This window comes from Salmonella sp. 32100201201700099SM, assembly GCF_017572645.1.
GTDB classification, from domain to species: Bacteria; Pseudomonadota; Gammaproteobacteria; order Enterobacterales; family Enterobacteriaceae; genus Salmonella; species Salmonella enterica.
This window is the reverse complement of the sequence record NZ_JAGERQ010000001.1, coordinates 512,841-538,232: the sequence shown is the minus strand read 5'-3', so window position 1 is coordinate 538,232 and position 25,392 is coordinate 512,841. Positions and strand designations below refer to the sequence as shown.

Genomic DNA, 25,392 nt, shown 5'->3' with positions numbered 1-25,392 from the left:
CATACAAAAGGGTGTTACAGACAAAAAAACCCGCCGCAGCGGGTTTCAGATCCGGGTTCGATCAATGCTCGAACATGGCGGAAATCGATTCTTCGTTGCTGATACGGCGAATCGCTTCGGCCAGCATACCTGACAGGGTCAAAGTACGCACGTTCGGCAGCGCTTTGATTTCGTCGGTCAGCGGAATGGTGTCGCAGACAACGACTTCATCAATGACGGAGTTGCGCAGGTTGTTTGCCGCATTGCCTGAGAAGATCGGGTGCGTCGCGTAGGCAAACACGCGTTTAGCGCCACGTTCTTTCAATGCTTCTGCTGCTTTGCACAGAGTACCGCCGGTATCGATCATATCATCAACCAGCACGCAGTCACGGCCAGTGACGTCGCCGATGATGTGCATCACCTGAGAAACGTTCGCGCGCGGACGACGTTTATCAATGATAGCCATATCGGTATCGTTCAGCAGCTTAGCGATAGCGCGGGCACGAACCACGCCGCCAATATCCGGAGAAACCACGATCGGGTTATCCAGATTCAGTTGCAGCATATCTTCGAGCAGGATTGGGCTACCAAACACGTTATCAACCGGAACGTCAAAGAAGCCCTGGATCTGTTCAGCATGCAGATCTACGGTGAGAACGCGGTCAACGCCGACGCTGGACAGGAAGTCAGCGACAACTTTTGCGGTAATCGGCACACGGGCGGAACGTACGCGACGGTCCTGACGTGCATAGCCAAAGTAGGGGATAACGGCGGTGATACGACCTGCGGAAGCACGACGCAGGGCATCAACCATAACGACCAATTCCATCAGGTTGTCGTTGGTTGGGGCACAAGTGGACTGGATGATGAAAATATCACCACCGCGTACATTTTCGTTGATTTGTACGCTGACTTCGCCGTCGCTAAAGCGACCTACGGCGGCGTCGCCGAGAGAAGTGTACAGGCGGTTGGCAATACGTTGTGCTAGTTCCGGGGTGGCGTTACCAGCAAAAAGCTTCATATCAGGCACGAGAAGAACCTCAGGCATGCGTCCATTGGTGGAAAGAATCTGCCGAAAACTGTGCGGGCCAGGCAAAATCCTATCCAGGCGGTGTATTAAAGAGCGCGATGCAACGTCTGGAACAAGGTGACGTTGTCACCGAAGCTCAGCTTGCCCGGCTTACTCGTCTTCATTCACGTTTCATGTGCGCTGGTATCGATGCCTCACACCGGTCAAATACGGCATATATGACCGGCGATTCGTCATTTCGCCATCTTCCTGAAACCCGAATGCGTTAGAGTAACTCTCGATGCAATGGGGAGAGGTTGACACCCTTCGCCACAAAAGCATTGAGCCATTCCGGGGCTTGCTCAAGCACCTGGCGAGCACAGGACTCTGTATCGAATTCAGCAAAGACACAGGCCCCTGTCCCAGTCAGGCGCGACGGCGCGTATTCTAACAGCCAGGAAAGCGCCGCATCAACCTCGCGAAAACGTTTTCTTGCGATAACCTCGCAATCATTGCTGAATTCACATTTTAGTAACGTATCTATTGACCTTTTTGGCGTATTACGCGGCAATTGAGGATCTTTAAAGATAACCGGCGTCGGAATGCTTACGCCAGGGTGCGCGACCAGATACCATTTTTCCGGCGGATTCACCGGCGTTAATATTTCGCCTACGCCTTCGGCAAACGCGGCGTGGCCACGAACAAAGACCGGGACGTCGGCGCCGAGCGTCAGGCCGAGCGTCGCCAGTTCATCAATGGAAAGCCCGCATTGCCAAAGATGATTGAGCGCCACCAGAACGGTCGCGGCGTTAGACGAGCCGCCACCCAGACCGCCGCCCATGGGAAGGCGCTTCTCAATGCTGATATCCGCGCCGCTTCCGGCGGGCAGGCGTCCACTCTCCGAGGCGATTTTCATCAACAGTTGCGCGGCGCGGACGATCAGATTGTCTTCATTTTCAACGCCGTTAACCGGCGTTAATAAATGGATTTCGCCATCGCGACGCGGTTCGATGTGGAGTGTGTCGCCATAATCCAGAAACTGAAACAGCGTCTGCAGCGTGTGGTAGCCGTCTGCACGCTGTCCGGTGATATATAAAAACAGATTTAATTTTGCCGGAGAAGGCCAATGGGTCATCATTTCACAATCCAGTTATCCATTTTCAGCTTAATGCGCTGACTGCCGTCTGAAAGCTCCATATTGGCAGGCATGGCAGGCTGCGTTTTGCTGTCATAGCCACCGTAAACCACTTTCCAGTTTTTACCATCCTGGCGGTAGTTCACTTCGCTCAGGCGATACTGGTCGTCCAGTTTGTAGTCGGTGGCATCGCCAGGCAGACCGAGGATCCACTGCCGCAGGCTGTTTAACGGAATCGGCATCCCGGTGAGTTTGCCGATCATCTCTTCGGCGTCATCGGCGGTATAACGCTGGCCTTTGTTATCCACCAACTGGACGTTGCCCGGCTGGGCGTTAAGCTCCAGCTCGGTGCTGCCCAGCGGGTTGGTAAGCAGCAGGCGGTAGCGATCCTGTCCGGTCTGTTGCCAGAAGAAGCGCGCATAGACTTTCTGATCATCTGAGATGTAAGCAAAGGCGCCGCGCGTCTGGTATTGATTCAGATGACGCACCTCTTGCTGATGCTGGCGCCACTGAGGGGAATCCGGGCTCTTGCCCGGGCCTTTATGCCCAGGAAGCGTACAGGCGGTGAGAACCAGGCTTGCTAACGGCAGTAGACGAATCAGGCGAAAATCGGGCAGGGTCATAGTGATGACGAATCCTTGTGATACGGTGCAATAATTGCCTGATGGCGTTACGCTTATCAGGCCTGAAAACTGAACCTGCAGGCTGTAAAAACGTTCGCGCCGCGATTCGGCAAATTTTTGCTATCGGTTACAGTTATAGCCTTTAATGCTAGCGCCGCCTGGTGACATCGTCTACTTTCAAGTTGTCTTAAATCATCAAATTAGCGAGCGCTGCCAATTACTCCAAAAGGGGGCTCTCTCTTTTATTGACCACGCGCATCCTGTATGATGCAAGCAGACTAACCATATCAACGCTGGTACTACTCCCGCAGACATGACTCTTTTAGCGCTCGGTATTAACCATAAAACGGCACCTGTATCGCTGCGAGAACGCGTAACGTTTTCGCCGGACACGCTTGATCAGGCGCTGGACAGCCTGCTTGCGCAGCCAATGGTGCAGGGCGGGGTCGTGCTGTCAACCTGTAACCGTACAGAGCTGTATCTGAGCGTGGAAGAGCAGGATAACCTGCAAGAAGCGCTGATCCGCTGGTTATGCGATTACCATAACCTGAACGAGGACGATCTGCGCAACAGTCTGTACTGGCATCAGGACAATGACGCCGTCAGCCACCTGATGCGCGTCGCCAGCGGTCTGGATTCACTGGTGCTGGGCGAACCGCAAATCCTCGGTCAGGTGAAAAAAGCGTTTGCGGATTCGCAAAAAGGCCACCTTAACGCCAGCGCGCTGGAGCGAATGTTTCAGAAGTCTTTTTCCGTCGCCAAGAGAGTGCGGACTGAAACCGATATCGGCGCCAGCGCCGTCTCCGTCGCGTTTGCCGCCTGTACGCTCGCCCGCCAAATCTTTGAATCGCTCTCGACGGTCACTGTACTGTTAGTTGGCGCGGGCGAAACCATTGAACTGGTGGCGCGTCACCTGCGCGAGCATAAAGTACAAAAGATGATTATCGCCAACCGAACCCGCGAGCGCGCGCAAGCCCTGGCGGATGAGGTTGGCGCTGAGGTTATCTCGCTCAGCGATATCGACGCCCGTTTGCAGGATGCCGATATTATCATCAGTTCGACCGCCAGCCCGCTGCCGATTATCGGTAAAGGCATGGTGGAGCGCGCATTAAAAAGCCGTCGCAACCAGCCGATGCTGCTGGTGGATATCGCCGTACCGCGCGACGTTGAGCCGGAAGTCGGCAAACTGGCGAACGCTTATCTTTATAGCGTCGATGATTTACAGAGCATCATTTCGCATAATCTGGCGCAGCGTCAGGCTGCGGCGGTGGAAGCGGAAACGATTGTTGAGCAGGAAGCCAGCGAGTTTATGGCCTGGCTACGCGCCCAGGGGGCCAGCGAGACCATTCGGGAATACCGTAGTCAGTCGGAGCAGATTCGTGACGAACTGACTACCAAAGCGCTGTCGGCCCTTCAACAGGGCGGTGATGCGCAAGCCATCTTGCAGGATCTGGCATGGAAACTGACCAACCGCCTGATTCATGCGCCAACGAAATCACTTCAACAGGCTGCCCGTGACGGGGATGACGAACGCCTGAATATTCTGCGCGACAGCCTCGGGCTGGAGTAGCAGCACACACCACACTTTTTTACAGGGTGAATTTACGCCTATGAAGCCTTCTATCGTTGCCAAACTGGAAGCCCTGCACGAACGCCATGAGGAAGTTCAGGCGTTGCTGGGCGATGCGGGAATTATCGCCGACCAGGACCGCTTTCGCGCATTGTCGCGCGAATATGCGCAATTAAGCGACGTTTCTCGCTGTTTTACGGACTGGCAACAGGTTCAGGACGATATCGAGACGGCTCAGATGATGCTCGACGATCCTGAAATGCGGGAAATGGCGCAGGAAGAACTGCGCGAAGCGAAAGAAAAAAGCGAACAACTGGAGCAACAGTTACAGGTACTGCTGCTGCCGAAAGATCCGGACGATGAACGAAACGCGTTCCTTGAGGTTCGCGCCGGCACCGGCGGCGACGAAGCCGCGCTGTTTGCCGGCGATCTGTTCCGCATGTACAGCCGTTATGCCGAAGCGCGCCGCTGGCGCGTGGAGATCATGAGCATGAGCGAAGGCGAGCATGGCGGTTATAAAGAGATCATCGCCAAAATCAGCGGCGACGGCGTGTATGGCCGACTGAAATTTGAGTCCGGCGGACACCGCGTACAGCGTGTTCCGGCGACCGAGTCGCAGGGGCGTATCCATACCTCCGCCTGTACCGTCGCCGTGATGCCGGAGCTGCCGGAAGCCGAGCTGCCGGATATTAACCCGGCGGATCTGCGCATTGATACGTTTCGTTCTTCCGGCGCGGGCGGTCAGCACGTTAACACCACCGACTCCTCTATCCGTATTACCCACTTGCCGACCGGCATCGTGGTGGAATGCCAGGACGAGCGTTCGCAGCATAAAAACAAAGCGAAAGCGCTCTCGGTGCTCGGGGCGCGCATTCACGCCGCCGAAACGGCAAAACGCCAGCAGGCCGAGGCGTCAACGCGCCGCAACCTGCTTGGCAGCGGCGATCGCAGCGATCGTAACCGGACCTATAATTTCCCGCAGGGGCGCGTGACCGATCATCGTATTAATCTGACGTTATATCGCCTTGATGAAACGATGGAAGGTAAGCTGGATATGCTGATTGAGCCGATTGTTCAGGAACACCAGGCTGACCTGTTAGCCGCCTTATCCGAGCAGGAATAATGGATTTTCAGCACTGGCTACATGAGGCGGTAAACCAGCTCCGGGACAGCGACAGCCCCCGGCGCGACGCCGAGATCCTGCTTGAGTACGTTACGGGCAAGGGGCGGACGTATATCATGGCCTTTGGCGAAACGCCGCTTACCGACGTCCAGCAACAACAGCTCGCGGACCTGCTGCAGCGGCGTAGACAGGGCGAACCTATTGCGTACCTGACGGGCTTACGCGAATTTTGGTCGCTGCCGCTCTTCGTTTCTCCCGCCACGCTAATCCCGCGCCCGGATACCGAATGTCTGGTGGAACAGGCGTTGGCGCGATTGCCGGTCAAAACCTGTCGTATTCTGGATTTAGGCACCGGAACCGGCGCGATTGCGCTGGCGCTGGCCTGCGAGCGACCGGATTGCGAGGTGACTGCGGTCGATCGTATGCCTGATGCGGTTGCGCTGGCGATACGCAACGCGGAACATTTGGCTATCCAGAATGTGCGTATACTGCAAAGTTGTTGGTTCAGCGCGCTATCGGGGCAGCAGTTCGACATGATTGTCAGCAATCCGCCCTACATTGATGCGCAGGACCCGCACCTTAGCGAAGGCGATGTACGCTTTGAACCGCGCTCGGCGTTGGTGGCGGACGAAAACGGTATGGCGGATCTTACGCATATTATCGATAACGCCCGCCAGATGTTAACGCCCGGCGGCTTCCTGCTGCTGGAACACGGTTGGCAGCAGGGCGAAGCGGTAAGAGCGGTTTTCAGGCGGTCTGGTTACACGGATGTAGAAACGTGTCGTGATTATGGCGGTAATGAACGCGTAACCTGCGGGCGTTTTACGCCATGACAATTGCAATGTTGCTCACGCTTCATCTTATTTGTGTTGCGCTCTCCGTCAGTTTGTTTGTCGCTCGTTACTGGTGGCGCTATTGCGGCCATGCGTTGGCCGCCGCGCGCTGGACACGAATCGTGCCTCCCGTCATAGATACCCTGTTACTGCTTAGCGGTATTGGGTTAATCGTTAAAACGCACATCCTGCCATTCACGGAGTCGGGCTCATGGCTGACTGAAAAACTGTTTGGCGTTATCATCTACATCGTTTTGGGTTTTATTGCGCTTGATTATCGTCAGGCGCGCAGCCAGCAGGCGCGTTTTATCGCTTTCCCGCTGGCGCTGGTGGTGCTGTACATCATCATTAAACTCGCCACCACAAAAATACCGTTACTGGGGTAAGTCATGAGGTCGTTAGCTGATTTCGAATTTAACAATGCGCCGCTGTGTGATGGCATGATCCTGGCATCAGAGATGATTCGCCTGGATTTTCCCACGCAGTTTGTCTACGACGAACTGGAACGTCTGGTCAGTCTGGCGCAGGAAGAAATTAGCCAGCTCCTGTCTCAGGATGAGCAACTGGAAAAATTGCTGGCACTTTTTTACGGCGAGTGGGGGTTCACGGACTCCCGCGGCGTCTACCGTCTTTCTGATGCTTTATGGCTCGATAAAGTCCTGAAAAAACGCCAGGGGAGCGCGGTATCGTTGGGCGCTATTTTATTATGGATAGCAAACCGTCTTGATTTGCCGTTGGTGCCCGTTATCTTCCCAACGCAGTTGATTTTGCGTATTGAATCGCTGGAAGGGGAAATGTGGCTGATTAACCCGTTCAACGGTGAAACGCTTGATGAACATACCCTCGAAGTCTGGTTAAAAGGCAATATTAGTCCGGTCGCCGAGTTGTTTAATGAAGATTTGGACGAAGCGGATAACGCCGAAGTGATTCGTAAGCTACTGGATACGCTGAAATCCTCGCTGATGGAGGAACGGCAAATGGAGCTGGCGCTGCGCGTTAGCGAAGCATTGTTGCAATTTAACCCGGAAGATCCTTACGAAATCCGTGACCGCGGGTTGATCTACGCGCAGCTTGAGTGTGAACACGTTGCGCTGACTGATTTAAGCTACTTCGTTGAACAGTGTCCGGAAGACCCGATCAGCGAAATGATTCGTGCGCAGATCAACACCATTGCGCACAAGCAAATTGTTCTACATTAATTAACCGACATTTTACCTATAAGTGTAAGGCGATCCTATGAAACAAAAAGTGGTTAACATTGGCGACATTAAGGTGGCAAATGACCTGCCGTTTGTGCTGTTTGGCGGTATGAACGTGCTGGAGTCACGCGATCTGGCAATGCGCATTTGTGAGCACTACGTAACCGTTACCCAGAAGCTGGGTATTCCTTACGTGTTCAAGGCCTCTTTTGATAAAGCCAACCGTTCCTCTATTCACTCTTACCGTGGGCCGGGTCTGGAAGAAGGGATGAAAATCTTCCAGGAACTCAAACAGACATTTGGCGTAAAAGTGATCACTGACGTCCATGAAGCCAGCCAGGTGCAGCCTGTGGCTGATGTGGTTGACGTGATTCAGCTCCCGGCGTTTCTGGCGCGCCAGACCGACCTGGTGGAAGCGATGGCGAAAACCGGCGCTGTGATTAACGTGAAAAAGCCGCAGTTCGTAAGCCCGGGTCAGATGGGCAATATCGTGGATAAGTTCCATGAGGGCGGTAACGATAAGGTGATTCTGTGCGACCGCGGCGCGAACTTCGGTTATGACAACCTGGTGGTGGATATGCTGGGCTTTAGCGTGATGAAAAAGGTCTCCGGCAACTCGCCGGTGATTTTCGACGTTACCCATGCGCTGCAATGCCGCGACCCATTTGGCGCCGCCTCTGGCGGTCGTCGTGGTCAGGTGACCGAGCTGGCGCGCGCTGGTATGGCTGTCGGTCTGGCGGGCCTGTTCCTGGAGTCGCATCCGGACCCGGCTAACGCGAAGTGCGACGGTCCTTCCGCGCTGCCGCTGGCGAAACTGGAGCAGTTCCTGACCCAGATAAAAGCAATTGATGATTTGGTGAAAAGCTTCGACGAGCTGGATACCGAGAACTGATTGCGGTTTTTAGCTTGTGTAGGCCGGATAAGATACTATCCGGCTTTTTTATATCAGGCAAAAATCGTCATCAGATAGGCGGCAAATAAAGCCAGATGCGCCGCGCCGTTTAGCACGTTGGTGCGTCCGGTAGAGAACGAAATATGGCACAGCACTAACGAGGCCACCATCACTACCATTTCCGGCGCGCCTAAACCAAACACCAGATCATTACCTGTCACCCAGGCGATGAGCGTGACGACCGGCACGGTTAATGAAATCGTCGCCAACACCGATCCGAAGAACAGATTCATTGCCCGCTGAACCTGATTATTCAGTACCGCCTTCAGCGCGCCCAGTCCTTCCGGCGAGAGAATTAACAGCGCGACCAGGAAACCGGTAAAGGCGACCGGGGCGTTCATGCTGGTCAGCAACGCCTCCAGCGGGCTGGCATTCATTTTGGTAACGGCAATGACCGCAATTAAATGAATAAGTAACCAGACCGTATGCCAGCCGCTACTGTGCGCGGAGGGTTTACCGTGGTGTGGATTGTCATCATCGCCTTCATCTTCATGTTCATAGATAAATAAGCTCTGGTGCGTTTTGGTTTGAATCAACAAAAATACGCCGTACATCGCGGCGGAAATTAACGCGACCAATAATGCCTGACCGGTAGAGAAATTGGCTTGCGGCAATGCCATTGGAAAAACCAGTACAATAATCGCCAGCGGAAACAGTGCGATAAGATACTGCTTAATCCCGAATAAATTCATATATTGCGTTGCGAATTTACGCCCGCCCAACAACAACGAGAAACCGACCAGTCCCCCGGTGACAATCATAATAATAGAGTAGAGCGTATCGCGCATAAGCGTTGGCGCAGCATCGCCGGTGGCCATCAGCGCTGAAATTAAACTCACCTCAAGAATAACGACGGACAGGCTTAAAATAAGCGATCCGTAGGGTTCGCCGAGTCGGTGCGCTAATACATCGGCATGACGGACCACGCTAAATGCGCTGCTTAAAATACCAATAAGTGCAAGGATATTGATGCCAATAACCACTGGTAGTGACTGGCTGCTTCCCCAAAGGAACAGCACTACCAGCGCAAGAACCGGGAAAATAAGCGAAGTCTCCTTATGGCGGGTTTTCACCGCCTCACAGGCATGTGTCATGTGGGTCTCCCTTGTGCAGGTGTTAATATTTTGGAAAGAGTAAAGAAGGTAAAAATAGCAGAAATTTGTATTTTTTTAGTTGTTTTTTACGTAGTTTTACGGCGTAGACGATTTTTTTCTTTCAAGGTCAGTAAAACAAGCATCTTGTTTTAACAGTGTTTAAATAACAAAAAGTTAATTTCCGTAAAAAGCAAAAATCCTCCTCGACTGGCGTAATAACGCATTGTTTACCACACTTAATGTTTTCCCTGAAGACGGAGGCGCTGATGCCGTATAAAGCCAAAAGTGATTTACCCGATAATGTGCGGAATGTTCTTCCAGCCCATGCCTAGGACATTTACAAAGAAGCGTTTAATAGCGCCTGGGAGCAATATAAAGATAAAGCCGATCGTCGTGATGACGCCAGCCGCGAGGAAACCGCACACAAAGTCGCCTGGGCGGCGGTTAAAAACGATTATGAAAAAGGCGAGGATGATAAATGGCATAAGAAAAAATAAACGCGGTATTACTCACGCGTTAGCCTGATTTTCTTGCCGGAAGTCTATCCTGACGCGGGAGCTTTTCCCGCGTACAGATTCAAAATGTCAGCACTTTGTCCGCCGCCAGCGTCCATTGCGCCAGCTCGACCAGCGTTCCGATTTCCACACCGTCAATCAGCGGCAGGGGAGTGATACCACGTCCGTCCGCACAGGTTTTGCATAATTTTACCGGTACGTTTTGCGCGGTCAGAATTTCCAGCATTTGCTGAATATTGTAGCCTTCGGCTGGTTTTTGACCGCGTAACCCTGCGGTTACGGCATCTGACATCAAAAACAGGCGTAAATCGAGATGGCTTTCCTGCTCGCGCAGCGCAATGGCCAGACGCAGGCTATTAAATAATGATTCGCTGCCGTAGGCGGCGCCGTTAGCGATAATGACGATATTTTGCATGAATAACCCTTCTCCTCGAGAAATTTTGTCGGCAATGGCGTTATGTTACCTCGGGAACCGGGTACCGCCAAATGCGTGGATAAAATCCCGGGACGCTCTGCGGAAAAAATAAGGATATTCCTGGAAGCACGAGAAAAGGCTGCAAAACCTGTCCGGACACGTTATGGTTTACTCTGATGCCATTCCTCTCATCTTTTGTTTTAGAAGTTGCCGACACGTTGAGCCGTATTGTTTTTCGTTCATTCTCACTCTCGCTTCTCCTGCTGGCTGCCAGCGGTACGATCCGTGCGCAGGCGCAAGATCCTTTCACGCAAAACCGTCTGCCGGATTTAGGCATGATGCCGGAATCCCACGAAGGGGAAAAGCATTTTGCCGAGATGGCCAAAGCGTTTGGCGAAGCCAGCATGAAAAATAACGATCTGGATACCGGTGAACAGGCGCGGCAATTCGCTTTCGGACAGGTACGCGATGTGGTCAGCGAGCAGGTTAACCAGCAGCTTGAAAGCTGGCTATCAGCCTGGGGCAGCGCCAGCGTTGATATTAACGTCGATAACGAAGGTCATTTTAACGGCAGTCGCGGAAGCTGGTTTATCCCTTTACAGGATAAACAGCGCTATCTGACCTGGAGCCAGCTTGGTCTTACGCAACAGACTGACGGACTGGTAAGCAACGTTGGCATAGGACAGCGCTGGGCACAGGATGGCTGGCTTCTTGGCTATAATACCTTTTACGATAATCTGCTGGATGAAAATCTGCAGCGCGCCGGCTTTGGCGCGGAGGCGTGGGGAGAATATTTGCGTTTATCCGCCAACTATTATCAGCCTTTTGCCGACTGGCAGACGCATACGGCGACCTTAGAACAGCGAATGGCGCGCGGGTATGATATCAACGCGCAAATGCGGCTGCCGTTTTACCAGCATATCAATACCAGCGTTAGTCTGGAGCAGTACTTTGGCGATAGCGTGGATCTGTTTGACTCCGGAACGGGGTATCACAATCCTGTCGCGTTAAAACTGGGTCTCAACTATACGCCAGTACCTTTGCTTACCATGACCGCCCAGCACAAACAGGGCGAGAGCGGGGTCAGTCAGAATAACCTGGGGCTGACGCTTAACTACCGCTTCGGCGTGCCGCTCAAAAAGCAGCTTGCCGCCAGTGAAGTGGCGCAAAGCCAGTCATTACGCGGTAGCCGCTATGATACGCCGCAACGTAACTCGCTGCCGACAATGGAGTATCGGCAGCGTAAAACGTTAACGGTTTTTCTGGCGACGCCGCCCTGGGATCTTACGCCTGGTGAGACGGTTGCGTTAAAATTGCAGGTGCGCAGCGTGCACGGTATTCGTCATTTGAGCTGGCAGGGCGATACACAGGCCTTAAGTTTGACGGCAGGAACGGACACCCGCAGTACCGAGGGCTGGACAATCATTATGCCGGCCTGGGATCACCGCGAAGGCGCGGCAAATCGCTGGCGTTTATCGGTGGTGGTTGAGGATGAAAAAGGTCAGCGTGTCTCTTCCAATGAGATCACGCTCGCGCTGACTGAACCGTTTATCACGATGCCGGACGATAATCCGCATTGGCAACCGTTCCAGGAGCAATAATTAAAAGATGCGTTCCTGATGTACCCAGACGGCGGCCTCCACGCGCGATTTCAGCTTCATTTTCTTGAGCATATGTTTCACGTGCACTTTGACCGTACTTTCGGTGATATCCAGACGTCGGGCAATCATCTTATTTGGCAATCCCTGCGCGATGAGCTTCAGAATATCGCGCTCACGCGGGGTGAGTTGCGTTACATCGCGATCGGTGGTGGCGCGGTTGGCCCGCAGGCTGGCCGCCAGTACCGGCGTTAACGCTTCACTTAATACCATTTCGCCGGCGGCGGCCTGTTGTAACGCTTTGAGCAAGTCCTCCGGCTCCATGTCTTTCAACAGATAACCATCCGCGCCGCGCTTTAGCGCCGTGACGACATCTTCTTCATGGTTGGATACGCTGAAAACGACAATACGTCCTGACAGCGCTTTTTCGCGTAATTTATCCAGCGTTTCGAGACCATTCATTCCCGGCATATTCAAATCAAGGAGGATCAGATCGGGATCGAGCGATTCCGCCAGGTCAATACCCTGCTCACCGTTGCTGGCTTCTCCGACCACGCTGATATCGGGCGCCATACTCACAAGCTGCTTTACACCCGTGCGTAGCATCGGATGGTCGTCGATTAACAGGATGGTTGCCGGTTCCTGATTATTCATGGGTATCTCCCTGGGTTTCTGTGAAGTTTGTTTCTGGAATAAAAGTAACAGTGACCTCTGTTCCGCCAGTCTCGCGTCGGCGTACCTGGCAATCGCCGCGCAAACTTTGCGCCCGATCGCGCATGATGATCATGCCGTAGTGATTACTGCGTTCGGCGTTTTCCGGGACGCCGCAGCCATTATCCTGCACTTTTAGTTTGACCTGTTTGCCACATTGCGTCACTGTCACCACCACATCGTCGGCATGAGAGTGTTTAAGGGCGTTGCTGAGGGCTTCCCTGGCAATTTGCAACAGGTGTATCGCCTGGTGTGACGGCACCAGGCGGGGGGGAAGCTGATAATCCAGTTTTACCGTAAAGCCAAACCGGGCGCTGAACTCCTGGCAGCTTGCTTCCAGCGCCGGACGTAGCCCGGGTTCCGTCAACTGTAAGCGGAAAGTGGTTAACAGTTCGCGCAGTTGCGCCCAGGAGCAGTTCAGCTCATTGCGAATTTGGCTGAGTAACTCACGGCTGCTTTCCGGTAACACGTCGCCCTGCATTTGCAGGCAGCTCACCTGCATCTTCATACAAGAGAGCGACTGGGCAATAGAATCATGCAGTTCGCGGGCAATGGTGGCACGCTCTTCCATGACAATCAACTGCTGCTGGCGCTCCTGATGCCTGTCGAGCGCCAGAGTCGCGGTAAGCTGTTCAACCAGCGTGTCCACCAACTGTTGCTGATCGTGGCTGAGATGGCGTCCGTAGGGCAGCGTCGCCAGCAAAATACCGTATTGGGTGTGAGAGTCGGTGAGCCGCCATTTTAAGGTGGTGCCGCCGTTAATCATCGGCAGGGCGCTACGTGGGCAAAGGTGGCAGCCTTTATCATCGCAACTGATGTCCGACTGACAGGTAAATTCCTGGTGATTATCTTCATCTTCCAGGTCATAGACTCGCAGCTCAATATCATGCAACTGGGTTAAATTTTGCAGGCCATTCAGTACCGGTGAAAGACGCTCACATAGCGGAGCCTGTGAATGCAGTCGGCGGTTGGCTTGCCACAAAAACGAGAGAATCTGGTTTTTATGTTCCAGACCGGCTGTTTTTTCCTGTACGCGCTGTTCCAGTACCGCATAACTTTCGGCCAGCTCTTCAGACATATTATTGAGCGCAGAACCCAACGCGGCCATCTCATTGCGTCCACTGATATTGGCACGTTGGGTAAAGTCGCGCTGACTGACGGCGCGCGCCATTGATAATAACTGTTTCCAGGGCTGCAAAAGGCGAACACGTAGCCAGATAATCGTAAATACCAGCAATAGCGCCATAAAGATCGCCATTACCCGGTGAACTAATACCACGCGTTCGATACGCAATTCAGTAGTATGGTCGAACGACGTCACCAGGCGATCCAGGCCCGCCACAAAGCGCGTGACATCTTCTGCGACCGCGTGCGCGTTTTGCGCGTGCTGTAGTCCTGGCGAGAGTTCGTTATGCCAGTAATCCTGCAACGCTTTAAGCTGCTTTTGCTGCCCGTCTCGCTCAGCGGCGCGGGTCAGTTCCGGGCTGAATGCCGTTTGCTCCATCTCATCCAGCAGCTTTTGATCTTTAGCATCCAGCGGGACAGCTGCCAGTAGTCGATAGCTTTGCATACGCAATGAGCCCGCTTTATTAATCGCATGAGCGCTACCCTGTACGCCCTGAACCAGCCAGCCGGAAACCGCCATCCCCGCCACGCCGATAGCGGTAGAGAGCATGACAATCAGCGCCAGTTGGTTAACCAGCGTAAGAGGAGAGAAACACCGTTTAAACATGTTACCTTCTTTCTTCGGGGTAATGTCGCCGAAAAAACGTAGCAAAAAAGAGGGGCGTCAATCGGCTGTGCCGCTATTCTCAACGATACAGCGGAGTATACCCATACCTATAACGAGTTACTCCTTAATTGCCGCCGTAGAGAGGTATCTGCGACGGGAAGGAGTAGACAGACACAGCATGGTGAAAAACCACAGCTTTTTTACCAAAATAGCCTACTCATTAAGGGCAATAACTATTTTTAGTCGCCGGTGATGACGACTTTTCCTTTGATTTATATCAACTTACCTTCGGCAGTAAACCCTAATGTGGCAGACATCAAATCAAGAATCAGAGGTGTCTATGAGTCACTCATCCGCCCCGGAAAGGGCAACTGGCGCTGTTATCACGGAATGGCGTCCGGAAGATCCGGCATTCTGGCAGCAGCGCGGCCATCGTGTCGCCAGCCGTAATTTGTGGATTTCTGTCCCGTGTTTACTGCTGGCGTTTTGCGTCTGGATGCTATTCAGCGCAGTGGCGGTGAACCTGCCGAAAGTGGGATTTAATTTTACGACCGATCAGCTCTTTATGTTGACTGCGCTGCCATCTGTTTCCGGCGCGCTGCTACGGGTGCCTTACTCCTTTATGGTGCCGCTATTTGGCGGACGTCGCTGGACAGCGTTCAGTACCGGTATCCTCATCGTGCCCTGCGTATGGTTAGGCTTTGCCGTTCAGGATACCAGTACGCCATTTAGCACTTTCATTATTATTTCCTTGCTGTGTGGTTTTGCCGGCGCGAACTTTGCCTCCAGTATGGCGAACATCAGCTTTTTCTTTCCTAAACAAAAGCAGGGCGGCGCGCTGGGTCTGAACGGTGGTCTGGGCAATATGGGCGTGAGTGTGATGCAGCTGGTTGCGCCGCTGGTGGTTTCGCTCTCTATCTTTGCCGCCTTTGGCAGCCACGGTGTAGAGCAGCCGGACGGTTCTCAGCTCTATCTGGCGAACGCAGCCTGGATTTGGGTGCCTTTCCTGGCCATTTTTACGCTGGCGGCGTGGTTCGGCATGAACGAACTGGCGACGTCTAAGGCCTCGCTAAAAGAGCAACTGCCGGTGCTCAAACGTGGTCACCTGTGGATCATGAGTCTGCTGTATCTGGCGACCTTCGGATCGTTTATCGGTTTCTCCGCGGGGTTCGCTATGCTGTCTAAAACGCAATTCCCGGATGTGCAGATCCTGCATTATGCGTTTTTCGGTCCGTTTATCGGCGCGCTGGCGCGTTCGGCAGGCGGCGCAATTTCTGACCGTCTGGGGGGGACTCGCGTCACGCTTATCAACTTTGTCCTGATGGCGATTTTCAGCGGTCTGCTGTTCCTGACATTACCTACTGGCGGCGTTGGCGGTAGCTTTATCGCATTCTACGGGGTATTTCTGGCACTATTCCTGACGGCGGGGCTGGGGAGTGGTTCTACCTTCCAGATGATCTCTGTTATCTTCCGTAAACTGACAATGGACCGGGTTAAAGCGGAAGGCGGGTCGGACGAAAGAGCCATGCGTGAAGCGGCGACCGATACGGCGGCGGCGCTGGGCTTTATTTCCGCGATTGGCGCGATTGGCGGCTTTTTTATTCCGAAAGCGTTTGGTTCATCTTTAGCCTTAACCGGTTCGCCAGTCGGCGCGATGAAAGTCTTTCTTATTTTCTATATCGCCTGCGTCGTTATTACCTGGGCGGTATATGGACGTCATTCTAAAAATAAAAAGTAACTTTTGATTATCCTTTGCGCGGCGTTAGGCCGCGCTTTTTTTTTATCTGTATTTAGTTACAACATACTTATAGTCAAGAAGAGAGGCGCGACAGGGCTGACCACGCACATCTTTATCGGTCATCCAGGGGGATACCCCTTAATACCCACTGGTTGAAAATTTAACATTCATGTCGTGCGTAAATTTAATTTTATGCATTTAAATCAGTAAGATATACAAATAAACACACTCCTCCTAAAGGAGTATGCAGAAGGTTTGCGCGCCATTTGCATCCCTGTCCGCCTTGATCGTTATCAATTCTCACGCCCATTCAGCGCGTTACCTTCGCCCTTAGTTAAGCAATGTCGATTTATCAGAGAGCCGTAAGGTTCCACACAGGAGAAACCCGATGAGTAAATTCCTGGACCGGTTTCGCTACTTCAAGCAGAAGGGCGAAACCTTTGCCGATGGGCACGGCCAGCTTCTCGAAACAAACCGGGACTGGGAGGACGGATACCGCCAACGTTGGCAGCATGACAAAATTGTGCGCTCAACCCATGGGGTGAACTGCACCGGTTCTTGTAGCTGGAAAATTTATGTCAAAAATGGTCTGGTGACCTGGGAAACACAGCAAACCGATTACCCGCGCACCCGTCCTGATATGCCAAACCATGAACCTCGCGGCTGCCCGCGCGGGGCAAGTTACTCCTGGTATCTCTACAGCGCTAACCGACTGAAATATCCGCTAATGCGCAAACGTCTGATGAAGATGTGGCGCGAGGCGAAAAAACTGCATCGCGATCCGGTAGAGGCATGGGCCTCCATCATTGAAGATGCCGATAAAGCCAAAAGCTTCAAACAGGCGCGTGGTCGTGGCGGCTTTGTTCGCTCCTCATGGCAGGAAGTGAACGAGCTGATCGCTGCCTCCAACGTGTACACCGTGAAAACCTATGGCCCTGACCGCGTCGCGGGCTTCTCACCCATTCCGGCGATGTCGATGGTCTCCTACGCTTCCGGCGCACGTTATCTTTCGCTGATTGGCGGTACCTGCCTGAGCTTTTACGACTGGTACTGCGACCTGCCGCCAGCCTCCCCGCAAACCTGGGGCGAGCAGACCGACGTGCCGGAATCCGCTGACTGGTACAATTCCAGCTATATTATCGCCTGGGGCTCTAACGTGCCGCAAACCCGTACGCCGGACGCCCACTTCTTTACCGAAGTACGTTACAAAGGCACTAAAACCGTCGCGGTGACGCCGGACTATGCTGAAATCGCCAAACTGTGCGATCTGTGGCTGGCGCCGAAGCAGGGGACCGATGCGGCGATGGCGCTGGCGATGGGCCACGTCATGCTGCGCGAGTTCCACCTCGACAACCCGCGCCAGTACTTCACCGATTATGTCCGTCGCTATACCGACATGCCAATGCTGGTGATGCTTGAAGAGCGTGATGGTTATTATGCCGCAGGTCGTATGCTGCGCGCTGCCGATCTCGTTGATTCGCTGGGGCAGGAAAATAACCCGGAATGGAAAACCGTCGCTATCAACAGCAACGGTGAAATGGTGGCGCCAAACGGTTCAATTGGTTTCCGCTGGGGCGAAAAAGGCAAATGGAACCTCGAACAGCGCGACGGGACTACCGGTGCAGAAACTGAATTGCAGCTCAGCTTGCTGGGCAGCCAGGATGAGATTGCTGACGTGGGCTTCCCGTATTTCGGCGGCGAAGGTTCAGAGTACTTTAATCATGTGGCGCTGGATAACGTCCTGCTGCATAAATTGCCGGTTAAACGTCTGCAACTGGCCGATGGTTCTACCGCGTTAGTCACCACCGTGTATGACCTGACCATGGCGAACTATGGTCTGGAACGCGGCCTCAACGATGAAAATTGTGCCGCCAGTTATGATGATACCAAAGCGTATACGCCAGCATGGGCCGAGCAGATCACCGGCGTGCCGCGGGCGCAGATCATCCGTATCGCACGGGAGTTCGCCGATAACGCGGACAAAACGCACGGGCGTTCAATGATTATCGTTGGCGCCGGTCTGAACCACTGGTATCACCTCGATATGAACTATCGCGGGCTGATCAATATGTTGGTGTTCTGTGGTTGCGTTGGTCAGAGCGGCGGCGGTTGGGCGCACTACGTCGGCCAAGAAAAACTGCGTCCGCAGACCGGCTGGCAGCCGCTGGCGTTTGCCCTTGACTGGCAGCGTCCGGCGCGTCACATGAATAGCACCTCTTACTTCTATAACCACTCCAGCCAGTGGCGCTACGAGACGGTGACCGCCGAGGAGTTACTGTCGCCGATGGCGGACAAATCCCGCTATAGCGGTCATCTGATTGACTTCAATGTGCGCGCCGAGCGTATGGGCTGGTTGCCGTCGGCGCCGCAGTTAGGCACTAACCCGCTGTATATTGCGCGTGAAGCGGAAAAAGCCGGTATGACACCGGTAGATTATACCGTCAAATCCCTGAAAGAGGGTTCGATTCGCTTTGCCGCCGAGCAGCCGGAAAACGGTAAAAACCACCCGCGTAACCTGTTCATCTGGCGTTCTAACCTGCTTGGGTCTTCCGGTAAGGGCCATGAGTACATGCTGAAATATCTGCTGGGTACTGAGCATGGTATTCAGGGGCTGGATCTGGGTAAACAGGGCGGTGTGAAGCCGGAAGAAGTGGAATGGCGTGACAATGGCCTGGACGGCAAACTGGATCTGGTGGTGACGCTGGACTTCCGCCTGTCGAGCACCTGCCTGTACTCCGATATCGTACTGCCGACCGCCACCTGGTATGAAAAAGACGATATGAATACCTCGGATATGCATCCGTTTATTCATCCGCTGTCTGCCGCCGTAGATCCGGCCTGGGAATCGAAAAGCGACTGGGAAATCTACAAAGGCATTGCGAAGAAATTCTCCGAAGTCTGTGTAGGCTACCTGGGTAAAGAGACTGACGTCGTGACGCTGCCGATCCAGCACGACTCTGCCGCTGAACTGGCACAGCCGCTGGACGTGAAAGACTGGAAAAAAGGTGAATGCGATCTGATCCCAGGGAAAACCGCGCCGCACATCATGACCGTCGAGCGCGATTACCCGGCGACTTACGAACGCTTTACCTCTATCGGCCCGCTGATGGAGAAAATCGGCAACGGCGGGAAAGGGATTGCCTGGAACACGCAGAGCGAAATGGACTTGCTGCGTAAGCTTAATTACACCAAAGCGGACGGTCCGGCGAAAGGCCAGCCGATGCTCAACACGGCGATTGACGCGGCAGAGATGATCCTGACGTTAGCGCCGGAAACCAACGGTCAGGTGGCGGTGAAAGCCTGGGCGGCGCTGAGCGAGTTTACCGGTCGCGACCATACGCATCTGGCGACCAATAAAGAAGAAGAGAAAATCCGCTTCCGCGATATTCAGGCCCAGCCGCGCAAAATTATCTCCAGCCCGACCTGGTCTGGTCTGGAAGATGAGCACGTTTCTTATAACGCCGGTTATACCAACGTTCACGAGCTGATCCCGTGGCGTACGCTGTCTGGTCGCCAACAGTTGTATCAGGATCACCAGTGGATGCGCGACTTTGGCGAAAGTCTGCTGGTGTATCGCCCACCGATCGACACCCGCTCGGTGAAAGCGGTGATGGGGCGTAAATCCAACGGTAATCCGGAGAAGGCGCTCAACTTCCTGACGCCGCACCAGAAATGGGGTATCCACTCGACCTACAGCGATAACCTGTTGATGCTGACCTTGTCGCGTGGCGGCCCGATTGTATGGATGAGCGAAACCGACGCCAAAGATCTGGGCATTGAAGATAACGACTGGATCGAAGTCTTCAACAGCAACGGCGCATTGACCGCACGCGCAGTGGTCAGCCAGCGTGTACCGGCGGGCATGACCATGATGTACCACGCGCAGGAACGTATCGTAAACCTGCCGGGGTCGGAAATTACCCAGCAGCGCGGCGGTATTCATAACTCGGTGACGCGCATTACGCCGAAACCGACCCATATGATCGGAGGCTATGCGCAGTTAGCCTACGGCTTTAACTACTATGGTACCGTCGGCTCCAACCGCGATGAGTTTGTGGTGGTACGTAAGATGAAGAACATTAACTGGTTGGATGGCGAAGGCAATGACCAGGTACAGGAGAGCGTAAAATGAAAATTCGTTCACAAGTCGGCATGGTGCTGAATCTCGATAAGTGCATCGGCTGTCATACCTGTTCAGTCACCTGTAAAAACGTCTGGACCAGTCGCGAAGGTATGGAATACGCGTGGTTCAACAACGTAGAAAGTAAGCCTGGCGTTGGTTTTCCGAATGACTGGGAAAATCAGGAAAAATGGAAAGGCGGCTGGATCCGCAAAATCAACGGCAAACTACAGCCGCGCATGGGCAACCGGGCGCTGCTGCTGGGTAAAATCTTCGCTAACCCGCATCTGCCGGGCATCGACGACTACTACGAGCCGTTTGATTACGACTACCAGAACCTGCATACCGCGCCGGAAAGCAAACATCAGCCGATCGCGCGTCCGCGCTCGCTGATTACCGGCCAGCGGATGGACAAAATTACCAGCGGGCCAAACTGGGAAGAGATTCTGGGCGGCGAGTTCGAAAAACGCGCCAAAGATCAGAATTTCGAAAACATGCAGAAGGCGATGTACGGCCAGTTCGAAAACACCTTCATGATGTACCTGCCGCGCCTGTGCGAGCACTGTCTCAACCCGGCGTGCGTGGCGACCTGCCCGAGCGGCGCGATTTATAAGCGTGAAGAAGATGGCATCGTGCTGATCGACCAGGACAAGTGCCGCGGCTGGCGGATGTGTATCACCGGTTGCCCGTACAAGAAGATTTACTTCAACTGGAAGAGCGGCAAGTCCGAGAAGTGCATCTTCTGCTACCCGCGTATCGAAGCCGGTCAGCCGACCGTTTGCTCGGAAACCTGCGTGGGCCGTATCCGTTATCTTGGCGTACTGCTGTATGACGCCGATGCCATTGAAAGCGCCGCCAGTACGGAAAACGAAAAAGATCTGTACCAGCGTCAACTGGACGTGTTCCTCGATCCGAACGATCCGGCTGTCATTGAGCAGGCGCTGAAGGACGGCGTGCCGCAGAGCGTGATCGATGCGGCGCAGCAATCGCCAGTGTACAAAATGGCGATGGACTGGAAGCTGGCGCTGCCGCTGCATCCGGAATACCGCACGCTGCCGATGGTCTGGTACGTACCGCCTTTGTCACCGATTCAGTCTGCCGCCGACGCGGGTGAACTGGGCAGCAACGGTATTCTGCCGGATGTAGACAGTCTGCGTATCCCGGTGCAGTACCTGGCGAACCTGTTGACCGCTGGCGACACCCAGCCGGTACTGTTGGCGCTGAAACGGATGCTGGCGATGCGTCACTACAAACGTGCGGAAACCGTAGACGGTAAAGTGGATACCCGCGCGCTGGAAGAGGTGGGTTTAAGCGAAGCCCAAGCGCAGGAAATGTATCGTTACCTGGCAATTGCTAATTATGAAGATCGCTTTGTGGTACCGAGCAGCCATCGTGAACTGGCGCGTGACGCATTCCCGGAGAAAAGCGGTTGTGGCTTTACCTTCGGCGATGGTTGCCACGGGTCTGATACCAAATTCAATCTGTTCAACAGCCGCCGCATCGACGCTGTTGATGTGACCAGCAAAACGGAGCCGCACGCATGATTGAACTCGTCATTGTTTCGCGTCTGCTCGAGTACCCGGATGCTGCCCTGTGGCAGCATCAGCAGGAGTTGTTCGATGCGCTCGCGTCATCTGAGAACCTGGATAAAGAGGATGCCCAGACTCTGGGCGTTTTCCTGCGCGATTTAACCGCGCAGGACATGCTGGATGTACAGGCCGCTTATAGCGAACTGTTTGACCGTGGTCGCGCCACATCGCTGCTGCTGTTTGAACATGTTCACGGGGAGTCCCGCGATCGCGGTCAGGCGATGGTTGACCTGATGGCACAGTATGAGCAGCACGGTTTGCAGCTCGACAGCCGCGAACTTCCCGATCATCTGCCGCTGTATCTGGAATACCTTGCGCAATTGCCGAAAAGCGAAGCGTTAGGGGGGTTACAGGATATCGCGCCGATTCTGGCGCTGCTCAGCGCACGTTTGCAACAGCGTGACAGCCGTTATGCGGTGCTGTTCGATCTGCTGTTAAAACTGGCGAATACCGTTATCGACAGCGACAAAGTGGCTGAAAAAATTGCGAATGAAGCACGTGATGATACCCCGCAGGCACTGGATGCGGTCTGGGAAGAAGAGCAGGTGAAATTCTTCGCCGATCAAGGGTGTGGCGAGTCGGAAATCTCCGCTCACCAGCGTCGTTTTGCCGGGGCCGTGGCGCCGCAATATCTGAATATCACCACCGGAGGACAGCACTAATGCACTTCCTGAATATGTTCTTCTTTGATATCTACCCGTACATTGCCGGATCGGTATTTCTGATCGGTAGCTGGTTACGTTACGACTACGGTCAGTACACCTGGCGGGCGGCTTCCAGTCAGATGCTGGATCGCAAAGGAATGAACCTGGCGTCAAACCTGTTCCACATTGGGATTCTGGGTATTTTCGCCGGTCACTTCCTGGGCATGTTAACGCCGCACTGGATGTATGAAGCTTTTCTGCCGGTCGACGTGAAGCAGAAGATGGCGATGATTGCCGGCGGCGCCTGCGGCGTGCTGACGCTGGTTGGCGGTATTTTACTGCTCAAGCGTCGTCTGTTTAGCCCACGTGTCCGCGCCACCACTACTGGCGCAGATATTTTGATTCTCTCGCTGCTGGTGATTCAGTGCGCGCTGGGCCTGCTGACCATTCCGTTCTCCGCCCAGCATATGGACGGGAGTGAAATGATGAAGCTGGTCGGGTGGGCGCAGTCAGTTGTGACCTTCCACGGTGGCGCATCCGCACATCTGGACGGTGTGGCCTTTATCTTCCGTATGCACCTGGTACTGGGGATGACGCTGTTCCTGTTGTTCCCATTCTCGCGCCTGGTGCATATCTGGAGCGTGCCGGTCGAGTATCTGACTCGCAAATACCAGATTGTACGTGCGCGTCACTGATTTTTTCTCGATGCCCTAAACTCCGCTTCGGCGGAGTTTTTTTATGGCTGTTTGCCGGAGTGCGGCATAAATGCCTTATCGACCGCCGCCTTGTTTCGTTTACAGCGGATCTGCCATGTCTGGCATCTGAATCCGTACTCTTTGTTTTTGGGTTTATTCAGCATCTGTGCGAGTTTTTTGTAAGCAGAAAAAGGATGATGCAGCATATAATCACGCCATAAACGACAATAAGGATAGTTGTATGCGTTTTTCATCAATTTTCAAAATAATAATATTAAATATATTTATTTCAAAAATGGCTCACGCTGCTGTCTGCGAGGAGCGCTATCCCGCCGACTCAGAAGAATGCCAGTACGTTCAGGAATTAGAGCAAAAAGCGGAACAAGGAGATGAAAGCGCGCAGTTCGCGCTTGGAAGCTGGTATGCGGAGGGGCGATACGTTAAGCCTGATTATAAACTAGCCATAAAATGGCTGGAGAAAGCGGGTAAACAAGGTTCGGATTTTTCCTATTTCATCCTTGGCTATCATTACAACTATGGTGAAAATTTTCCACTTAGTCGACAAAAAGCGCTGGAGTGGTATCGCAAGGCGGCAGAGCTAGGGGATAGTAGTACGCAAGAAATTCTCGGTGACGCCTATATGTATGGCGATGGGTTTCCCCAAAATACCCAGCTAGCGCTGGAGTGGTATCGAAAAGCCGCCTCTCCAACCAATGATGCGGGCGTTGTCCGCGGACAGGGTTCAGCTTCGTCAGCACAATTTAAGCTTGGAGTAATGTACGCCCACGGTCAGGGCGTTCCTCAGGATTATCAGCAAACGGCGATCTTGATGCGTAAAGCGGCGGAAAATATGTACTACCCCGCGCAACTTTATCTCGGTGTTGCCTATTTTTATGGTGAAGGCGTGCCTCAGGATTATCGTCAGGCAGTTTACTGGCTTAATGAAGGTATACCAGGCAGCTATACGCCAGGCCACATTCCGCTGAGTGCGCTCTATGATAAAGCGCATCCCGCTGACCGGGTTCACTCTCAGACGTGGTATCGAAAAACAGCGCAACGCGTGATGGCAAAGGTACAGTACAATTTTGGCGTATGGTATTACAACGGTTATCACTTATTGAAAGATCACAACCTGGCGCTGGAGTGGTATCGCAGAGCCGCAGCGCAAGGATTGGCCGAGGCGCAGGATGCGATCGGCGTGATGTTTATGCAGGGTGAGGGCGTTTCTCAGGACTACCAACAGGCGCTGGCGTGGTATCGCAAAGCCGCACGCCAGGGACTGCCTGCTGCGCAAACGCATCTGGGCATCATGTCTGCTTTTGGTCGCGACGTCGCGCAAAGCGACAGACAGGCTATCGCATGGTATCGAAAAGCAGCAAAACAGGATTTTGCGAAAGCGCAATATCAGCTTGGCGTAGCATATAGCACGGGAAGAGGCGTGCCTGAAAATAGCCGGAATGCGCTGAAGTGGTACCTTAAAGCGGCAGAGCAGGGGTTTACTCCTGCACAATCAGCGCTTGGGGAAATTTATGCTCATGGGCGCCAGGGTGTGCCTAAAGATAATAAGCAGGCCTATATTTGGTATTACATGGCAAGTATGTATACGGAAAAATCTAAGGATGATTGTTCAGCGCTCATTGCCGAAAGAAACCGACTCAAGGGAACGCTCACCCCAGATCAACTTAGCGAGACATATGCCGCCTTTAATCTCATCTGGCGAAAAATTGACCAGTCAAAGGAGGCGAAAAAGATTGCCAGGAAGAAGTATTGATAAGATAACCAATAAGCCATGGCGCCATGGAGTGAAGTCTGCCTGTGGGGTAAGGATATGGGGCAGTGCTGATTGATTTGAAATTGGTACTTTATGAAGTGATGGTGGTGGGGGAAGGATGACTCAGCGCTGCGCGCTTCGCCCTTCGGGCCGTTGCCTACGGCAACGCTTTCTCGCTGCGCTCGAATCGAACCTTAGTCGAAGCTTCTCATCCTTCCCCGTACAGAGAGATATGAGGCACTATGCTTAACGGGGATAATATACGCGACGGGAGTGATGGTGGTGGGGGAAGGATGACTCAGCGCTGCGCGCTTCGCCCTTCGGGTCGTTGCCTGCGGCAACGCCNT

The 25,392-nt window shown here is 53.6% G+C and carries 20 protein-coding genes, 2 other RNA genes and 1 pseudogene (1 of these 23 cut by a window edge); 14 read left to right on the top strand and 9 right to left on the bottom strand.

What is annotated here, in order from left to right; translation table 11 throughout:
- Positions 1-61: 61 nt before the first annotated feature.
- The 3 genes from prs to lolB form a co-directional block, all read right to left on the bottom strand.
- On the bottom strand, positions 62-1,009 hold the full coding sequence (gene prs, locus J4685_RS02745; RefSeq protein WP_011233032.1) for a ribose-phosphate diphosphokinase: 948 nt from the start codon (positions 1,007-1,009) through the stop codon (positions 62-64).
- 265 nt (positions 1,010-1,274) lie between these two features.
- Entirely contained in the window at positions 1,275-2,126 is an 852-nt protein-coding gene (gene ispE / locus J4685_RS02740; RefSeq protein WP_000988256.1) for a 4-(cytidine 5'-diphospho)-2-C-methyl-D-erythritol kinase, read from the bottom strand.
- On the bottom strand, positions 2,123-2,746 hold the full coding sequence (lolB, locus tag J4685_RS02735) for a lipoprotein insertase outer membrane protein LolB (RefSeq protein ID WP_000174484.1): 624 nt from the start codon (positions 2,744-2,746) through the stop codon (positions 2,123-2,125). Before lolB ends, ispE begins: the two co-directional genes overlap by 4 nt.
- 313 nt (positions 2,747-3,059) lie before the next feature.
- On the opposite strand from lolB, the gene hemA reads away from it, so the two are divergent.
- Genes hemA through kdsA form a run of 6 tightly spaced genes read left to right on the top strand, consistent with a single transcriptional unit; the run spans position 3,060 to position 8,363 of the window.
- Entirely contained in the window at positions 3,060-4,316 is a 1,257-nt protein-coding gene (gene hemA / locus J4685_RS02730; RefSeq protein ID WP_000173208.1) for a glutamyl-tRNA reductase, read from the top strand.
- A gap of 40 nt (positions 4,317-4,356) precedes the next feature.
- The gene (gene prfA / locus J4685_RS02725; protein ID WP_000804704.1) at positions 4,357-5,439 is read left to right on the top strand and encodes a peptide chain release factor 1; all 1,083 of its coding nucleotides are present in this window, start codon (positions 4,357-4,359) and stop codon (positions 5,437-5,439) included.
- Positions 5,439-6,272, top strand: coding sequence for a peptide chain release factor N(5)-glutamine methyltransferase (gene prmC / locus J4685_RS02720; protein ID WP_000347318.1), 834 nt, complete (start codon positions 5,439-5,441; stop codon positions 6,270-6,272). Before prfA ends, prmC begins: the two co-directional genes overlap by 1 nt.
- On the top strand, positions 6,269-6,658 hold the full coding sequence (sirB2, locus tag J4685_RS02715) for an invasion regulator SirB2 (protein ID WP_000150667.1): 390 nt from the start codon (positions 6,269-6,271) through the stop codon (positions 6,656-6,658). The genes prmC and sirB2 overlap by 4 nt, the downstream gene beginning before the upstream one ends.
- Before the next feature lie 3 nt (positions 6,659-6,661).
- Positions 6,662-7,471 (top strand): invasion regulator SirB1, encoded by an 810-nt coding sequence (sirB1, locus tag J4685_RS02710; RefSeq protein ID WP_001257065.1) that lies wholly within the window; start codon positions 6,662-6,664, stop codon positions 7,469-7,471.
- Between the two features lie 37 nt (positions 7,472-7,508).
- Positions 7,509-8,363 carry a 3-deoxy-8-phosphooctulonate synthase gene (gene kdsA / locus J4685_RS02705; RefSeq protein WP_000811050.1) on the top strand — a complete coding sequence of 285 codons (855 nt, stop codon included), beginning with the start codon at positions 7,509-7,511 and terminating at the stop codon, positions 8,361-8,363.
- 53 nt (positions 8,364-8,416) lie between these two features.
- Here kdsA and chaA read toward each other — a convergent pair whose 3' ends face one another.
- Positions 8,417-9,517, bottom strand: a complete 1,101-nt coding sequence (gene chaA / locus J4685_RS02700) for a sodium-potassium/proton antiporter ChaA (RefSeq protein WP_000148420.1) — start codon at positions 9,515-9,517, stop codon at positions 8,417-8,419.
- Positions 9,518-9,783: 266 nt separating this feature from the next.
- Between chaA and chaB the strand changes: the two are divergent.
- A pseudogene (chaB, locus tag J4685_RS02695) lies at positions 9,784-10,014 on the top strand (putative cation transport regulator ChaB).
- A gap of 79 nt (positions 10,015-10,093) precedes the next feature.
- Here the strand turns inward: chaB and J4685_RS02690 are convergent.
- Positions 10,094-10,447 carry a DsrE/DsrF/TusD sulfur relay family protein gene (locus J4685_RS02690; RefSeq protein WP_001179794.1) on the bottom strand — a complete coding sequence of 118 codons (354 nt, stop codon included), beginning with the start codon at positions 10,445-10,447 and terminating at the stop codon, positions 10,094-10,096.
- Between the two features lie 176 nt (positions 10,448-10,623).
- On the opposite strand from J4685_RS02690, the gene J4685_RS02685 reads away from it, so the two are divergent.
- Positions 10,624-12,048, top strand: coding sequence for a YchO/YchP family invasin (locus J4685_RS02685; protein ID WP_001116408.1), 1,425 nt, complete (start codon positions 10,624-10,626; stop codon positions 12,046-12,048).
- On the opposite strand, the gene narL is transcribed toward J4685_RS02685, so the two are convergent.
- Entirely contained in the window at positions 12,049-12,699 is a 651-nt protein-coding gene (gene narL, locus J4685_RS02680) for a two-component system response regulator NarL (protein ID WP_001064598.1), read from the bottom strand.
- Entirely contained in the window at positions 12,692-14,488 is a 1,797-nt protein-coding gene (narX, locus tag J4685_RS02675) for a nitrate/nitrite two-component system sensor histidine kinase NarX (RefSeq protein WP_000476244.1), read from the bottom strand. Before narX ends, narL begins: the two co-directional genes overlap by 8 nt.
- Positions 14,489-14,828: 340 nt before the next feature.
- Between narX and narK the strand changes: the two genes are divergently transcribed.
- The 6 genes from narK to J4685_RS02645 all read left to right on the top strand — a co-directional run bounded on the left by narK (position 14,829) and on the right by J4685_RS02645 (position 25,045).
- Positions 14,829-16,226, top strand: a complete 1,398-nt coding sequence (gene narK / locus J4685_RS02670) for a nitrate transporter NarK (protein WP_000019848.1) — start codon at positions 14,829-14,831, stop codon at positions 16,224-16,226.
- Positions 16,227-16,614: 388 nt separating this feature from the next.
- Positions 16,615-20,358: a nitrate reductase subunit alpha gene (locus tag J4685_RS02665; RefSeq protein WP_000032894.1), complete on the top strand. Its 3,744-nt coding sequence runs from the start codon at positions 16,615-16,617 to the stop codon at positions 20,356-20,358.
- The gene (gene narH / locus J4685_RS02660) at positions 20,355-21,890 is read left to right on the top strand and encodes a nitrate reductase subunit beta (RefSeq protein WP_000702629.1); all 1,536 of its coding nucleotides are present in this window, start codon (positions 20,355-20,357) and stop codon (positions 21,888-21,890) included. The genes J4685_RS02665 and narH overlap by 4 nt, the downstream gene beginning before the upstream one ends.
- Positions 21,887-22,597 carry a nitrate reductase molybdenum cofactor assembly chaperone gene (narJ, locus tag J4685_RS02655; RefSeq protein WP_000571668.1) on the top strand — a complete coding sequence of 237 codons (711 nt, stop codon included), beginning with the start codon at positions 21,887-21,889 and terminating at the stop codon, positions 22,595-22,597. The genes narH and narJ overlap by 4 nt, the downstream gene beginning before the upstream one ends.
- On the top strand, positions 22,597-23,274 hold the full coding sequence (gene narI / locus J4685_RS02650) for a respiratory nitrate reductase subunit gamma (RefSeq protein WP_000545594.1): 678 nt from the start codon (positions 22,597-22,599) through the stop codon (positions 23,272-23,274). The genes narJ and narI overlap by 1 nt, the downstream gene beginning before the upstream one ends.
- Positions 23,275-23,515: 241 nt before the next feature.
- Positions 23,516-25,045 carry a tetratricopeptide repeat protein gene (locus J4685_RS02645; RefSeq protein WP_011233033.1) on the top strand — a complete coding sequence of 510 codons (1,530 nt, stop codon included), beginning with the start codon at positions 23,516-23,518 and terminating at the stop codon, positions 25,043-25,045.
- A gap of 102 nt (positions 25,046-25,147) precedes the next feature.
- On the opposite strand, the gene J4685_RS02640 is transcribed toward J4685_RS02645, so the two are convergent.
- Positions 25,148-25,278, bottom strand: a non-coding RNA gene (locus J4685_RS02640) — RtT sRNA.
- Positions 25,279-25,322: 44 nt separating this feature from the next.
- Positions 25,323-25,392: non-coding RNA, RtT sRNA (locus tag J4685_RS02635), on the bottom strand; it runs 161 nt beyond the window's last position.

Coding starts and splice junctions, on each gene's coding strand:
- narI (WP_000545594.1), top strand. CDS start 22,597: ATGCACTTCCTGAATATGTTCTTCTTTGATATCTACCCGTACATTGCC.
- prfA (WP_000804704.1), top strand. CDS start 4,357: ATGAAGCCTTCTATCGTTGCCAAACTGGAAGCCCTGCACGAACGCCAT.
- narH (WP_000702629.1), top strand. CDS start 20,355: ATGAAAATTCGTTCACAAGTCGGCATGGTGCTGAATCTCGATAAGTGC.
- chaA (WP_000148420.1), bottom strand. CDS start 9,517: ATGACACATGCCTGTGAGGCGGTGAAAACCCGCCATAAGGAGACTTCG.
- ispE (WP_000988256.1), bottom strand. CDS start 2,126: ATGATGACCCATTGGCCTTCTCCGGCAAAATTAAATCTGTTTTTATAT.
- kdsA (WP_000811050.1), top strand. CDS start 7,509: ATGAAACAAAAAGTGGTTAACATTGGCGACATTAAGGTGGCAAATGAC.
- hemA (WP_000173208.1), top strand. CDS start 3,060: ATGACTCTTTTAGCGCTCGGTATTAACCATAAAACGGCACCTGTATCG.
- narL (WP_001064598.1), bottom strand. CDS start 12,699: ATGAATAATCAGGAACCGGCAACCATCCTGTTAATCGACGACCATCCG.
- narJ (WP_000571668.1), top strand. CDS start 21,887: ATGATTGAACTCGTCATTGTTTCGCGTCTGCTCGAGTACCCGGATGCT.
- lolB (WP_000174484.1), bottom strand. CDS start 2,746: ATGACCCTGCCCGATTTTCGCCTGATTCGTCTACTGCCGTTAGCAAGC.
- J4685_RS02665 (WP_000032894.1), top strand. CDS start 16,615: ATGAGTAAATTCCTGGACCGGTTTCGCTACTTCAAGCAGAAGGGCGAA.
- J4685_RS02690 (WP_001179794.1), bottom strand. CDS start 10,447: ATGCAAAATATCGTCATTATCGCTAACGGCGCCGCCTACGGCAGCGAA.
- sirB1 (WP_001257065.1), top strand. CDS start 6,662: ATGAGGTCGTTAGCTGATTTCGAATTTAACAATGCGCCGCTGTGTGAT.
- narK (WP_000019848.1), top strand. CDS start 14,829: ATGAGTCACTCATCCGCCCCGGAAAGGGCAACTGGCGCTGTTATCACG.
- sirB2 (WP_000150667.1), top strand. CDS start 6,269: ATGACAATTGCAATGTTGCTCACGCTTCATCTTATTTGTGTTGCGCTC.
- J4685_RS02685 (WP_001116408.1), top strand. CDS start 10,624: ATGCCATTCCTCTCATCTTTTGTTTTAGAAGTTGCCGACACGTTGAGC.
- prmC (WP_000347318.1), top strand. CDS start 5,439: ATGGATTTTCAGCACTGGCTACATGAGGCGGTAAACCAGCTCCGGGAC.
- J4685_RS02645 (WP_011233033.1), top strand. CDS start 23,516: ATGCGTTTTTCATCAATTTTCAAAATAATAATATTAAATATATTTATT.
- narX (WP_000476244.1), bottom strand. CDS start 14,488: ATGTTTAAACGGTGTTTCTCTCCTCTTACGCTGGTTAACCAACTGGCG.